Origin of the sequence: Hyphococcus luteus (genome assembly GCF_002943565.1) — a bacterium.
In the GTDB taxonomy this organism is placed as follows: Bacteria; Pseudomonadota; Alphaproteobacteria; order Caulobacterales; family Parvularculaceae; genus Hyphococcus; species Hyphococcus luteus.
This window is the reverse complement of record NZ_PJCH01000001.1, coordinates 562,765-576,605: the sequence shown is the minus strand read 5'-3', so window position 1 is coordinate 576,605 and position 13,841 is coordinate 562,765. Positions and strand designations below refer to the sequence as shown.

The window sequence follows — 13,841 nt, the reverse complement described above, 5'->3', positions numbered from 1 at the left end:
TGTCCGCTTCTCTAATCGGCGGGTCCAGTCAAGCTCCAAATTTAGTTTTCCGCGGTTTCGTATTCACTTGGGTCACGCTTCTCTCCGCAGTCTGTTCGCTTCGTAAGATGAAAAGCGGCTGCATGCATGTGCCGGATTGGTTTGTGGAGAGCCTCGCTTTGAGTCGCGCTTATTATAAGGCGCAGCAGACATAATCGGCTTCATCCACCAACCTCGTCCAAGTGAGGACGATCCCGATGGAACGGGGTGAGGTTTTAGATCATGCAGTTACCTCCGTAGCGTTCCATCGGAAGTCTGTCCCGGCAACCCACATGCGATGCAGGATGACCGCGAGTTTGCGGGCAAGCGCGACGGTTGCTCTACGTCGACCTTTGCTACGCATCAATTTCATAGCCCATGACTTGAGCCTCGATGGATTGCGTGACCGTGTCAGCAGTGAGTTTGCCGCCGAATAAAGATTAGCTCGAACGCCTTCATCTCCCGCGCGGGATATTCGGCCATGATTGTCCATCTCGCCGGATTGAAAGCGTCTTGGCGTAAGCCCGAAGTGTGCGCCAACATTGCGGGAGGATTTAAACCGCGTCGGGTCATCGATAGCCGCCTTAAAGCTCAGCGCCGTAATTTCGCCAACGCCCGGCGCCGTCATGAGACGGGTGCAAACGGGGTCTTTTCGTGCGTACGTCTTTACTCGTCGATCCAGTTCCACAAAGATGACCAGCAATGTTTCATGAGCATCAAGCACCGGCAACAACGCATGTGACAAGCCTTCGTCAGCTTCGATGATGGGCCGCACCTGCTTGGCGAAGTTGTACCGCTTTATCGCCTTCGGCAATCGAATGCCGAAGGCCTTGAACAGACCACGGATTTCGTTTTCCAGATCCAGGCATTTGCGAAGGATTGTTTTTCTGCTGGTGAGAAGCGCTCGTTCACAATGGCTGGAACGGCTTTTCATGTGAACCGGATTGTACCAGCCGGACCGGACGACTTGCGCAATGCCGCGCGCATCATTTTTGTCAGTCTTGTTACGCATGGCGGACAGAGCGGCGCTCACCTGGCGCGCCTCCATGCAAACAACTTCAAAACCCTCAGCGACCAGCCCGTGGAATAGATGCTGGCTCATTGTGCCGGCTTCAAAACCAATCATTTCGACGGGCTTGCCAAAATCACGAATGCAATCAGCGACGTCTTTAATTTCGCATGGCAACGCTCGTTCGAGAGCAATCTTGCCGTCGGCGTCAATGACGCAAAGCGCCAGTGAACGCAGCGCAACATCCAATCCAACGTAGTATTTCATCTTCATCTCCCATCTTGCAGGTCAAAAACTGACCTTGCCACAGGAGCCTGACCGCTGGGCGCCAAGCCCGATTACTCATGCTTTGAGGAGAGGCCGTGTAAAAACGTTTGCGGCCGGACGAGTGTAAATTTTTGATTTTGAGTTCGGCGCGGCGGCCTCACGCTGCCTTGATCGCGGCTATTAGCGGCCCGACGCCCATGATCGCGATCATTCGCTTTATGTTGTAGGCGAGAACGCTGAGGCTCATTTCTGTTTGGACGTTCTTGAGGCCTTTCATCAGGAAGTGAGTTGCGCCCATCCAGGCCTTGATCGTGCCGAAGGGGTGCTCGACGGTCCGCCTTCGGATGGTCATGGCGTCGCGTTTGTCCAACTGCTCTAGCATTTCGTCGATCACGCTCTCATGCTCCCAGCGTTTAACCCGTCGCATGTTGCCGGTAGTGCATCGCGGCTTGAGACGACAGGCCTCACACTTCGTTGTCCAATAAGAGTGAAGCGTCCGCCCACCTTCCACATTTTCAAAGCGATAGGTGAGTTTTTCTCCGGCAGGGCATCGATAGACGTTTTCGGATGGGATGTAGGTAAACTCGTCCTTACCATAACGACCAGCAGCCCGTGAGTTGGATGTTAGCGGCTTGGGTGCAAACGCTGTGACGCCATTGGCTTTACAGGCCACAATTTCCACGCCGCTGAAGTATCCGCGGTCAACATAAACATCGAGCGTGTCCCTGCCCATGGCGATCTTCGCCTTTGCCGCCTGCCGTGACAGATGCACTTTGTCGGAGACGATGTTTGATACCTCGTGGCTGACGATCAAGTGGTGCTCAGTATCGACGGCGGACTGCACATTATATCCGACCATGCCGATATCATGGCTTGTCGCCATAGATCTGGAATCAGGGTCAGTCAGCGATACTTGATGATGCGGGGACGCAAGAACTTCAGCCTCGCGCTGTTTCAACTCTGCAAGTTTTGCTTTCATCCCCGCCAGTTTATCCTGCATTGAGGCGACTTTTTCTTCGGCAACGACTTCCTCGCGATCAGCGTTATCGAGGGCGTTCAGGTAATGCGTAACGCTCGCCTCGACCTGGCCGATGCGGCGTTTCAATTTCCCCTTAGTGAAGTTCTTTACCCGGGCATTGACCGCTTTAAACCTTGCACCGTCGATTGCTGCGACTGCACTGACGAAAAGGCCGAGCTCCCGGCACAAATCGACGAATTGCGCGCAAACCGCCTGGATGGCGGGGCCGTTGTCTTTCCTGAAGTCAGCGATCGTCTTGAAGTCTGGCGCCAGTCGACCTGTCAGCCACATCAACTCGACATTGCGGCCCGCTTCGCGTTCCAGCCGCCGGCTCGATTGAATGCTGTTGAGATAGCCGTAGAGATAAATCTTCAATAGTGTCGAGGGATGGTAGGCTGGGCGGCCCGTCGCCTTTGGTTGTATCCGATCAAAACCAAGCGCCAGCAGATCGAGCTCATCAATGAAGGCGTCGACGACGCGGGCAGGATTTTCCTCGTCGATATAATCGTCAAGGCAGGCGGGTAATAGAGCCTGCTGATTTCGATCTTCTCCTTCAACAAATCGGCGCATTTCGACCTCCCAAGAGACGCCAAAACGCTAATCTGATTTGCCGTTCTCACACAGCCTCAGGATTCAGCGGACATAGCTGCATAGCCGCAAACCTACACGCGCGTGGTCATGATTCCATACCGCAAAACCGTCTGTAAGCGGGGCATTCGCCCGTCAGCGATTCATGCGCCCCCGCTTCAAGGCGCCCGTTCTCAAGAAACAGCACCAAATCCGCCTCACGCGCCGTTGCGATGCGATGCGTGATGAGAATCAGCGTCGTGCATCCTCGAAACTGCTGCCGCATCGTCCGAACCGCACGTTCTTCGCTTGCCTGATCGAGCGCGGAGGTTGTTTCGTCGAGAATGACGATGGGCGCACGAATTCCGGCGAGCCGCGCCAGCTCCAGCTTCTGCATCTGGCCGCCGGAGAGGCGCGCGCCGTGTTCGCCGATGGGAAGCTCAAGATCGATGGGGCGGCCAGATTCGTAAAAGCGCCACTCGGCCAACAGGCGCGTGAGTTCGGCTTCGCTTGTCAGGGTCGGCGGGTAGAGCGCGTTTTCACTAAGGGTGCGGTTGAAGAGGCCGATGGCTTGCGGCGTGTAAAGAACGAGCCTGCAGCGCGCGTCCGGATCGATCTCATGCATCGGCAGGCCATTGATTGAGACGGCGCCTTCTAACGGTTCGACGAGGCCGGCCATGATTTGTGCGAGGGTCGATTTGCCCGACCCATTCGGGCCGACGAGCACCACAAAGGCGCCGGGCGCGATGCGGGCGGATGCGCCGCGCAACACCCAGTCATCGCCATATCGAAAGCTGACGCTGTCAAGCTCAATCTCCGCGCGTCCAGCTGGCGAAGTCGGGCAGGGTGGGGAAGGAGAAGGTTTGCCATCCTTATCGCCCCGGAGGTCCAGCGCTTCGGCGATATTGACGAGGGATACGCCGGCCTGGCGGATGATATAGGCGAAGCTCCCGAGCGGCGACGCCAGGCGGAAGGCGTAAGCCTGGAGGAGGGCGAAGTCCCCGATGGTGAGCCGGCCGGCTGAAACATCACTGGCGCCGAGGACAAGCAAGATGCTCATGCCTGCGACAAGCACCGCCGACTGCAGCGACGCCGTGCCTGCGATAAGGCGCGAGACGCGTTCATTGGCGCTCCGCCTTGCGGCGATCTGCTCGCCGATCAGGTCCAGTTCCGCGTGGAGATTTCCATTGAAGACGACGCGGCGGGCGTTGCGGAGGATGTCTCCGACGGTCTGGCTTTGCGCGGCGGCGGTTGCGTTGGCGTTCCTCGCAGCTTCCTGGAATTGCGCCGCGCCCTGCCGCGCCGCGAGGAAATAGGCGGCGAGCACGATGGTCATGATCCCGACATATCGCGGCGGCACGAGCGCCGCGACGACGGCGAGGCTGACGAAGGTTTGCGCAGCGAGGGGCGCCGCGCGCCACAGGAGCCCGTCAATGACGATCTGGAGGCTGAAGGTCAGACGCTCCATGATCCCTAGCAGGCGCGCGCTGTCGCCTCCGCGCCGGCGGGCGAGCGCGGGAAGCTGCGAGCGTGTGGCGTCCAGCACAATTCGGCGCGCGAGCTTGTCGATGATACGCAAGGTGAAGACGGCTTTGAGGGCGGTCGTCGCGTTCGTTCCGGTCCAGGCGATTACGAATCCACATATGAACAGGATGAGACGGTCGAACGGCGCCGTTCCGTTCGTCAGGGCGTCGACTGAGAGTTTTAACAACACGGGCGCTGAAGCGCCGAGCGCGACATTCGTCAATTCGAGTCCGAATGCGCAGGCTGTGTCCCGGCGCGCGCAGAGCGATGGCTTGGCGATCATGGCGACAAGCCGCCTCATGACGCCAAAGCTCATCATGCGATCACTCTCTGGGGCTCCCCGGTCTGCTGCGCCGCAAGCATCGCCCATTTGCTTTCGGCGCGCTTCCATATTCTACCGGTCGTTAAGCGGTGCGCCCGGTATAGTCGCAGGGACAATCTTGCGGCGTCGCTATGATCCGCCTCGACGGCCAGAGAAGCGTGTCGGGGGAATAGATAGCGTCATGACTGCGGCAACGCAGTGGCGGCGCTGGCGGGAAAGGCGTCCGTGCTATTAATGTGATTTCATGTGTGGACTGCGAATGAGTCGTCAGTTTGCCGCGCAACATCCTTCATCGGTATTTATTGCTTGCTACAGCAGGCATGTTGCGACGTCTCTTCCATCCCGTGCGAGTTATCGCGCATTGTTCCTGATCATTAAGGCAAGCCCCGTCTGCCCAGGACGGACAAATGATGCACATTCGATTGTCGCGACAAAACCAATCAGAACGGCAGCGCTGCAACACACTCAACTCAGCCCCGGCACAGACTCTAATATCTATGCTCTTTTACGCATTTGGCCGCAGAAATTTTGCGTCGCTGCTATGCATATTTCTAAAGATCTTCTGGCGGTACAACCAGGACATCGGTGCCGGCGCGCCGCATGATCGCTTTTGAAACGCTGCCGGTCCTGAATCTCTGGAAGGCTTGCTTTCGCTTTGTTCCGACCACTATGAGGTCCGCCGCTCTTTCTGAGGCTGCTTCCAGCACCGGATCATGAGCGTTGAGGAGCGCCGGTTTTAGTATCATGCTGGCCGGATTCATACCGGCATTTTCGAGAATATACTGGGCTTGAGGACGCACTACGCCTTCTTCTTCGGCAATATATTTCTGCAGTTCAGCATCTGTGGCGCCTGCATGTCTCAGCAGATGATAGTTGCCATATAAGTCATAGGCGAAAACAATGTTCGCCTGCGTTCCATTAAAAATCTTCATCGACTTTGAGACGTGAAGCGGATGTAGGTCTCGCTCTTTCAGATCGAGTGCGATCAATGGATGTTGATACGGTGTTCCGTCAGGGGAACGCGCAATGAGGACGGGGATGTTGCTGGCGCGTATGCTGCGCTCCGCAGTTGTGCCGATAAACGCATTGCGAATGAGGTCCCGGCGGTGCGCGCCGACGACGATCAAGTCCGTGTCCGCTCTATTGGCAGCATTGAGGATTTCGGCGTGCGGTTCTCCCCGCACGACAAGCGTCGAGGGGTCAACGTCGTATTTGCTTTTCAGGTTCTCGGAGAGTTTTTCGAAGAGCTTTTGTGCTTCCGCTTCGGCAGCGGAGGCCATGCTTTCCGATTGATCGCCATCGACAATGTGGACGACAGTCAGTTTTGCTCCAGCGGTTCTCGCCAGAGCTGCGCCGCGAGCGATTGCTGGCACCGAGCGGGTTGAAAAATCGATGGCGACGAGAATGCTCTTCATGGCGACGAGGAGTTTTTCCTTAATTGTTCAACAATTCGGGAACATCAATCAAAGGGTGTTCCTTCCGAATTTGGGCAATGGCGGTTGTCATTTCGGCGCCGTTACCCCAAATCGTCGAGATTTGCGCCGAAGTTAATGTGATATGGCTTGCCTGCAATAACGATCGCCGGAACTGTTTTTACGCCAGCGGCTTTTGCTTCGGCGCACCTCGCCGGTTCTTCACCCATATTGACGCGTTCTACGTTGAACTAGCTTGTATCCAGGTTTTTGACGAATTGGTGCTCAGCATCTGCGCACACATCGCAGGTTGCGTGATAAAAATATACGTTTTCGGGCATTTCTAATCCCTCTCCAGTGGTTCAATCCCCATATTGAGACGACGACTTTTAGTTTCTATCCGTTTATTGCTTTGTTGCTGCCGTTATCATGGCCGTATTGTTTTTCTTCGCCGCGCAATTCACACGGTGCTAAGACTCGTATGGAATATACATCGGGGCGACGATGCCAGAAACGCTCAGGAAGCGCATTGCGCTGCGGATCTCTTCGAGGTTGGGTCGCTCAACAAGCATTTCGCATCGGTGGTGACATGCCGGCCGGCTGACAAGCGGCGCGTTTCCTTTCGCCGATTCCATAAAACAACATGTCGAGAATAACATCCCCATGAATAGTTCGAATTTTTCGATCGGCACTACCGTTTCAGACGATGAGGAGTGTTTTGATGCAACGCGCAGCGCCGCGAAGACATTTTGGATCACGCGGACCGCGCCCGGCAATCACCGAACCGCGGAGGGCTTGACGAAACTTGGTCATATATCTTTCCTCATGCCGGTGCTGGAGATTATCGAGCTTCGTGCTGTGATCGCGAGCTGCAACGCCGATGCGATCGTCTTTAGCAGCGCCAATGCAGTACGCATGCACAATCCACGAAGCGAGTTCCTTGACTTGCCGGTTTTCGCGGTGGGAGATCATACTGCGAGTGAAGCGATGAGGGCCGGATACCGGAATGTTTATTCGGCGGACGGCGACGTACGGTCCCTTGAAAAATTGATCCGGCAGCGGTCGGCGGTTGGCGGCAGGATCCTGCACTTGTCAGCGCGAGACCCTGCGGGTGATCTTCTCGGTGCATTGGAGTCGGCTGGTTATCGCCAGAAACGCAAGGCTGTTTATGAAAGCCGGCCTGTCACGCGCGATCGGCTGAATTGTATTGCGTCGATTCTGGACCGTCTCCATGGGATCGTCATTCATTCACCCAAGGCCGGATCCGTTGTCGCCGCTTTTCTTCGGTCGCAGATTAAAACATGGGAGGGCAGCGTTTATTGCATCTCCCCTGCGGCGGCTTTTCCGTTTGACGCTGTCAAAAGCGCTCGAATATTCATTGCGGACCACCCGTCAGAAGAGTCGATGATACGCCTTATTGCGGATAGTGGTGATGACGAGCCCGATTGTTTTTTCAACGAATCTGGGGGGTATAGTTAGGCGCCCTGTTTATAACGATGAATGCGCTGGATGGCGGTGAACTGTAACTGCTTTCTCGGACGACCCGCGCTATTTCATTCGAGTGTTATTCTCTGTGTGCATTCGTCACAAGGTTCGAGACGAAACAGGTCCGGCCCGATCAAACGCCACGCTTTTCTTAAGACGAGCGTATGCTCTATATTGAATATTTTCGCAAAACGGCGGCTATCGTCTGAGATATCGAAGGAGACTACAACGAGTATTCCTGACGCCCGCGTGCAGAAATTGAGGTGCGTCGTGCATAATTGTTCTACTTCGAGCAGAAGGGCCGAAAAATTGTCGTCTGGTTGAGGCAGGTAGCTGTTTAGTCAGGCGGGAAGGGACGCGCGATATTGATGCAGAGGCATGGCGATAGATTTAGATGTCGACGCATCGCTCTTTTTCCCAAGGTGTGAAATAGGTGCGAAGATATTGAGTTCTGGAAAATCTCCGGACAGATAATTTTACGGGATGCCTTACGACGCTAGGGAGAAGCTCTTTGCGATACGAGTCCAATCATTTTTGCTCGGCCCCATTGCCTCGACTAGGTCGTCAGGTTTTGCGCCGTTAAGTTCAATGTCGCAGACGTTAACGACAATGATCTTTCGAATGCGGCAATTGTCGCGATGGCGGTCCGCCATTGCGTAAATCGTCGTATTGCATTGATCGTGCGAGCGGAAGGCCTGCGAGCAGAATCGGCTTTCATTCGGATTCGCCTTTTGCCAGTTAGTTTTCTGCGGTTGAGTTCCCATGGAAAATGTAGCGCGTCCAGACGGCGTGTTCCGTTCCCGTCATGTGGCGCTTTTGCGAAGATGAAAACCGTGAGGCCGACGCAGCGGAGCATTATAGTCTTTAGTGCCAAGAATGACCCGGGCAATAATATCGCGCACGGTCTGGAGGGCAAATTTCCGCTCGGTTACGAGCATGCCCAAGGTAGGCATTTATATTATGCTCGTCAGCAATTGAAATTGAAGGAAGAGTAATACAAAAGCCGTGTTCGCAGCCCAGGCGACAGTCAACCACCGGGCGAGTGAACACCAAAACGGATTAGCGTTCTCTGCGCAACGCCAGACTGCAACAAGAACCCAGACCGTGTATGCGCCGAATAAGATCCCCAGCACTTCTTGCATCACGATGTTGCCATCGTAAAAGGTGCGAGTACATAGGAGGATAAGCGCAGAGCATACAATAACACCGTAGCCCCAGAACACTTTTCCCAAAGATTGCGCGCCGCACCAGGCGCGTATCTCCGGCTCGAAAACAATTACCAGCAAGCTGGAAAACAGCGAATTATAAGTTCGGTCAGGTGACATTTCTAACTTCTAAATTCAAACGAGACGATTAGATATCGTAACAATTTACTTCTGGCGGTATTGCGGATTCCCGCTCGGCTACCTCGGGACAGAATGGCGGCTTTGACGGTGGAAAGGTTTTCTCGACGCATTCAAGTTTGGAACGTCTATGTGTTTGCGGCATCCCCAAGCCTTGAGGGAGGCGACCACAAAGAAGTATTTCTTGTACAACTAACAAGGCAAATCACGCATTTGTGATGTGCGCAATGTCGTCCACCTATGTCTGGCCCACCAAAGAAATAGCGACGGAAGGTGGGTGTTTCCCTGTTTGCGGTTTTCGGGAACTTTTTGGCCCCCGTATGATCTATAGACCATGACGCTGAAACTGAGAAAGCTCGTTACACCGCAAACTAGCGCTCCTACCGCACTGGAGCCGCTGACCAATTATGACCTCGTTCAACGAGTCTTGAGGGAAAGTGACGCTGCAGCGTTTGAACTCATCATGCGGCGCCATAATCAACATCTCTATCGGCTGGCCCGGAGCATCCTGAAAAACCCAACTGACGCGGAGGATGTTGTACAGGAGACCTATGTAACAGCATTCCAAAAGCTCGAATCGTTTAGGGGCCCAGGCGGATTTTCAGCCTGGCTAGCGAAAATCGCGCTTAATTTCGCCTATCGACGCGTGCGTCGGCGTGGCCGGGTCGTCTTTTTCGAAGACTTTGTCTCTCCCCCAAACGGAGAAGGCGACCCGCTTTTTTCCAGAATAGAAAATATTGAATCCAGTGAACCTGATCCCGAGTTAAACGTGCAAATTGCTGAACTGCGCCGGCTTCTTGAAGACGCTATCGACGCCCTTCCGGTGGAATTTCGGACAGTGTTCATATTGGCGAAAGTTGACGGCCAAACGATCAAGGAAATCGCCGAAACGCTGTCGCTTAATGAGCAGACAGTAAAAACGCGCCTATTTCGCGCCAAGAAAAAGCTGCAGGAAACACTGGGCGACGCATTCGATGAACTTGTGCCGTCCCTGCATTCGTTTGACGGCGAGCGTTGTGACCGCATCGTATTTCGCGTGCTCGCGAAACTGACCCAGTAACATACAAAAAAGAGGTTATCCCGTGAACTGTATGCCTGCAAACGAATTTGATGTTTCCGCATTACCGGACATTCAAAACCGGCGAGATTCGCGCAATGTCGCTATCGATCATGTCGGGGTTAAAGGAGTTCGCTACCCAGTCGTGATCATGTCGACGCAAGGTGCAATTCCGACAATCGGCGAATTTTCCATGTCGGTCGGCCTCAAATCAGAGGTCAAGGGAACGCATATGTCGCGCTTCATTGAAATGCTGGAGAGCCATTCTTCGCCACTGACACAGGAAAATTTTGTCAATCTCGCGCGAGCGACGGCGGATCGTCTTGACGCCCCGTTTTGCGAGATCGAACTGAAGTTTCCATTCTTTCAGAATAAATCTGCCCCAGTTTCAGGTGCGCAAAGCTTGCTCGACTATGACGTTGTCTGGCGGACGGTCGTTTCCGGCGCGAGCGGCGCTAAATTTACGTTAAAGGCGATCGTTCCAGCAACTAGCCTTTGCCCTTGCTCAAAGGAGATTTCAAAATACGGGGCGCACAATCAACGCTCGCTGATTTCAATTGAAGCAACATTGCTGGAAATGGTTTCCCTAGAGGAGCTTGTGAACGTCGCCCAGAACGCGGCATCTTGCGAGGTTTATGGGCTCTTAAAACGCCCCGATGAAAAATTCGTCACTGAGCGTGCTTATGACAACCCCAAATTTGTCGAAGATATGGTGAGGGATGTCGCCGTCGCTTTAAGCGCAGATTCTCGAATCTTGGATTACGCCGTCGAAGTAGAGAACTTTGAATCGATTCACAACCACACGGCCTATGCACGGATTGTCGGCCGCCCGGATACGAAGATCCAGAAAGCGGCATGAGACAAGTAAAGTCGGGTTGCGTAAGCCCATCAATAACAAATGCAAGAGGAGGAAGTTATGCACATTCAACAGGTCCCGCCGAAGAAGCAACTTAGCCGGCGAGGCTTTATCGGCAGAGGAACTACAGCCACTCTTTCAGTGGCCGGTTTAAGCGTCCTATCCGGCGGCGCGCTCGCCATGGCAAGTCGCAAGGGAGCAAAAGAAGAACCGTCAACAGACGCTGGGTTGATCAACACAGCGCTATCTCTGGAGCATGAAGGCATCGCCGCCTATCAGATTGCGGCGGAGAGTGGCGTCCTTAACGATGCTGTCCTGCAGGTTGGGATTTTATTTCAAAGTCATCACAAAGGACATCGTGACGAGCTCATCAAGGCCGTGCGCGAATTGGGTGGGACGCCGGTCGAGGCGAAAGCAATTAGCGAGTATGCGGAAGCGCTTGGCGCCGATAAGTTAAAGTCGCAAGCTGATATTTTGCAGCTCGCGATCAGTCTCGAACTGGGCGCCGCCAATGCCTATCTTGGCGTAATTCCATCCCTCAGCGATCATGAATTCGGACATTTGTTCGCGCGCCTGGCGGCGGACGAGGCGATGCACTGGACTGCGCTCAAGGGCGCTGTGGGTGAAGCCTTGCCGAAAAACGCGCTCTATTTTGGGTAGAAGATATGAAAGTTTCGCGGAGTCCCGCCACGCGACAATATGAGGATGGATGATATGATGCTCGCCATTCTTTGCGCTGTCCTACTTGTTGGCGCGATTGCGGAAGATGAACAGCAAAATTTTGAATCGAAAGTATCTCCCGAAATTGAGGGTGACGCTGGGCGCGGCGAATCGCTATATCAGCGGCGCTGCGGCGCCTGTCATTCGATTGATCAAAATCGCATCGGTCCGAAACACCAAAACACATTCGGCTCGAAAGCAGGCGCTGTTGAAGGTTTTGCCTATTCGAAAGCCTTGAAAGAACTTGATGTCGTTTGGAATGAAGTAACTCTCGATGAATGGCTGCAAAACCCGAGCGCCATGGCTCCGGGCACGCGCATGGGTTTTCGTCTGACGGACGAGCAAGAGCGCGCCGACATTATAGCTTATCTTCGCCAGGTATCGGAGGCCGCTGCGGCGCAAGTAGAATAACTATTGGTGCTGCAGCCGCGGATCGTCAATCTCATTGCCCGCGACCATGCGCCTGGAAAAGAGCGCGCAGCGATGTCTTCGTACTCCCGGTCCGTTGCTGTGGCGTGCGTTCCGAATAGAGCGAACCGGCCTGCAACTTGGGGCAAAGTCCGCGCGAACAATGAGAGTAGGTATGAAGTTTTTTTTATCGGATAGACGCAACATTGCTGAAGGCACTCTGGCGTTTTGGTTTCATCCTGAACAACCCGTGCGCTTCTTGGCGGGACAATTTGGCGACTACACGCTAACAAGCCCGCGCTATACGGATGCAAAGGGAAACATCCGGGCATTTTCCTTCGCCAGCGCTCCCGAACGCGATGATATCATGATCGCGACGCGAATGCGCGACAGCGCGTTTAAGCGCAGCCTGGCTGAACTGTCGATCGGCGCGCCAGTGGAGTTTGAAGGCCCAATGGGCAGCTTTACCTTGCACAAAGATCCTGCGCGTCCCGCGGTATTTCTCGTAGGCGGGATCGGGATCACGCCTGTGCGCAGCATTGTCGAACAGGTTATACGGCAAAAAACACGGCGACAGATTTCTATTTTCTATTCAAATACGACGTGCGCCCGGATGGCGTTCCTTGATGACTTCGAGAAATGGAGGGCGGACAATCCAAAACTCAACTTCGTGCCGACGCTGACAGATGAGAGCCCCGGCTCCTGGCCATTTGAAACAGGTCTTCTCGACCAACAGATGTTGTCGAGGCATGTTGCCGACCTTCATGCGCCCGTTTACTACGTCGCCGGGCCGCCAGCGATGGTTGCGGCGATGAAGGAAATGCTGGACGAACTTGGCGTTGATGAATTGCAGATAAAATCCGAGGATTTTGCCGGCTACTGACGAGAATGCATTCGAGTGATATTTGTCCGGACAACGTCGATCCCCTCGTGGAGGCCAATGCGAGCATAAAGTAAAAATGAAACGATCCGGCAACGGACTGGCGGAATTTGGTATGCTCCTTACCAATCGCACCGACGGCAATGACACTATTCAGAAATTTCGCTGAAAATATTTTCTACTCAAGGTGAATAATAGTGCATACGGAATTAATGCTCACGGTTGGCCAAATCGGCGTAATTACGCTTCTTGGTTTTCTCGGCGCGTCGATTTTTCGTAAATCATTTAGGTTGAACTGGTTCGTCGGCGCGTTGCTTCTTTATGCACTTTATAACTTTCTTCTTACACGCGCCTTTTTTTCGATCCCGAACTTTCCTCCAGCCGCTGGCTGGAACTGGCTAGGAAAATCGATGTCCCTGGCGGGCATGCTCGTTGTCGCCAGTCTGCCTGTCTTCGGCGTCAGGCGCACCGGTATCACTCATTTTCAACTCCGAGGATCATGGCCAGCCTTTTTACTGCTGGCCCTTCTTTGCGGTTTCTTTTTCTACATGGCCGTTAGCAACGCGGATGGACGTGATGATTGGGAAACAATTGCATTTCAATGGACAATGCCCGGCATAGATGAAGAAATATTCTATCGCGGCGTTCTGTTGTTAGCAATGAACGAAGCATTTACCGCGCGAGTATCGATCATTGGAACACCGATTGGGTATGGCGGTCTATTGACGTCAATCCTGTTTGGCCTCGCGCACGGGATGTCATTCGGAGAAAGCGGTTTTGATTTCGACATGATTGCAGTTGCATCCACTGGCGCGCCGTCCCTATTATTGTTGTGGATGAGGGAAAAAACCGGCAGCGTCGTCTTGCCGATTATCGGGCACAACGTCGCGAATGGCGTATTCACCCTGTTTTAGACCTGTGCGGCCACGTTGATTCGATTGGTGGCCGTCCCCAA

At 54.1% G+C, this 13,841-nt stretch carries 13 protein-coding genes; 8 read left to right on the top strand and 5 right to left on the bottom strand.

Annotated features, from left to right (window positions below):
* On the top strand, positions 1 to 194 hold a 194-nt coding region (locus CW354_RS23620; RefSeq protein ID WP_207764630.1), incomplete at its 5' end, for a hypothetical protein.
* Positions 195 to 259: 65 nt separating this feature from the next.
* On the opposite strand, the gene CW354_RS02555 is transcribed toward CW354_RS23620, so the two are convergent.
* From CW354_RS02555 to CW354_RS23895, 5 genes are all read right to left on the bottom strand, one after another.
* Entirely contained in the window at positions 260 to 1,294 is a 1,035-nt protein-coding gene (locus CW354_RS02555; protein WP_104828498.1) for an IS110 family RNA-guided transposase, read from the bottom strand.
* A 157-nt stretch (positions 1,295 to 1,451) separates the two neighbouring features.
* The gene (locus CW354_RS02550; RefSeq protein WP_104828455.1) at positions 1,452 to 2,882 is read right to left on the bottom strand and encodes an IS1182 family transposase; all 1,431 of its coding nucleotides are present in this window, start codon (positions 2,880 to 2,882) and stop codon (positions 1,452 to 1,454) included.
* A gap of 106 nt (positions 2,883 to 2,988) precedes the next feature.
* Positions 2,989 to 4,722 (bottom strand): ATP-binding cassette domain-containing protein, encoded by a 1,734-nt coding sequence (locus CW354_RS02545; protein WP_165793485.1) that lies wholly within the window; start codon positions 4,720 to 4,722, stop codon positions 2,989 to 2,991.
* A 554-nt stretch (positions 4,723 to 5,276) separates the two neighbouring features.
* Positions 5,277 to 6,140 (bottom strand): universal stress protein, encoded by an 864-nt coding sequence (locus CW354_RS02540; protein WP_104828453.1) that lies wholly within the window; start codon positions 6,138 to 6,140, stop codon positions 5,277 to 5,279.
* A gap of 101 nt (positions 6,141 to 6,241) precedes the next feature.
* Positions 6,242 to 6,367, bottom strand: coding sequence for a hypothetical protein (locus tag CW354_RS23895; protein ID WP_279303115.1), 126 nt, complete (start codon positions 6,365 to 6,367; stop codon positions 6,242 to 6,244).
* Between the two features lie 433 nt (positions 6,368 to 6,800).
* Between CW354_RS23895 and CW354_RS02530 the strand changes: the two genes are divergently transcribed.
* The 7 genes from CW354_RS02530 to CW354_RS02495 all read left to right on the top strand — a co-directional run bounded on the left by CW354_RS02530 (position 6,801) and on the right by CW354_RS02495 (position 13,800).
* Positions 6,801 to 7,616 carry a uroporphyrinogen-III synthase gene (locus CW354_RS02530; RefSeq protein ID WP_104828452.1) on the top strand — a complete coding sequence of 272 codons (816 nt, stop codon included), beginning with the start codon at positions 6,801 to 6,803 and terminating at the stop codon, positions 7,614 to 7,616.
* Between the two features lie 1,683 nt (positions 7,617 to 9,299).
* Entirely contained in the window at positions 9,300 to 10,025 is a 726-nt protein-coding gene (locus tag CW354_RS02520; protein WP_104828450.1) for an RNA polymerase sigma factor, read from the top strand.
* Positions 10,026 to 10,056: 31 nt separating this feature from the next.
* Positions 10,057 to 10,881: a GTP cyclohydrolase FolE2 gene (gene folE2, locus CW354_RS02515; protein ID WP_104828449.1), complete on the top strand. Its 825-nt coding sequence runs from the start codon at positions 10,057 to 10,059 to the stop codon at positions 10,879 to 10,881.
* A gap of 57 nt (positions 10,882 to 10,938) precedes the next feature.
* Complete coding sequence (locus CW354_RS02510) at positions 10,939 to 11,538, top strand: ferritin-like domain-containing protein (RefSeq protein ID WP_104828497.1); 600 nt, start codon at positions 10,939 to 10,941, stop codon at positions 11,536 to 11,538.
* Positions 11,539 to 11,592: 54 nt separating this feature from the next.
* Positions 11,593 to 12,009, top strand: a complete 417-nt coding sequence (locus tag CW354_RS02505; RefSeq protein ID WP_207764628.1) for a c-type cytochrome — start codon at positions 11,593 to 11,595, stop codon at positions 12,007 to 12,009.
* 172 nt (positions 12,010 to 12,181) lie between these two features.
* Positions 12,182 to 12,889, top strand: a complete 708-nt coding sequence (locus CW354_RS02500; protein WP_104828448.1) for an FAD-dependent oxidoreductase — start codon at positions 12,182 to 12,184, stop codon at positions 12,887 to 12,889.
* A gap of 194 nt (positions 12,890 to 13,083) precedes the next feature.
* Positions 13,084 to 13,800 carry a CPBP family intramembrane glutamic endopeptidase, BDIM_20840 family gene (locus CW354_RS02495; RefSeq protein ID WP_133162140.1) on the top strand — a complete coding sequence of 239 codons (717 nt, stop codon included), beginning with the start codon at positions 13,084 to 13,086 and terminating at the stop codon, positions 13,798 to 13,800.
* The last annotated feature ends 41 nt before the right edge of the window (positions 13,801 to 13,841 follow it).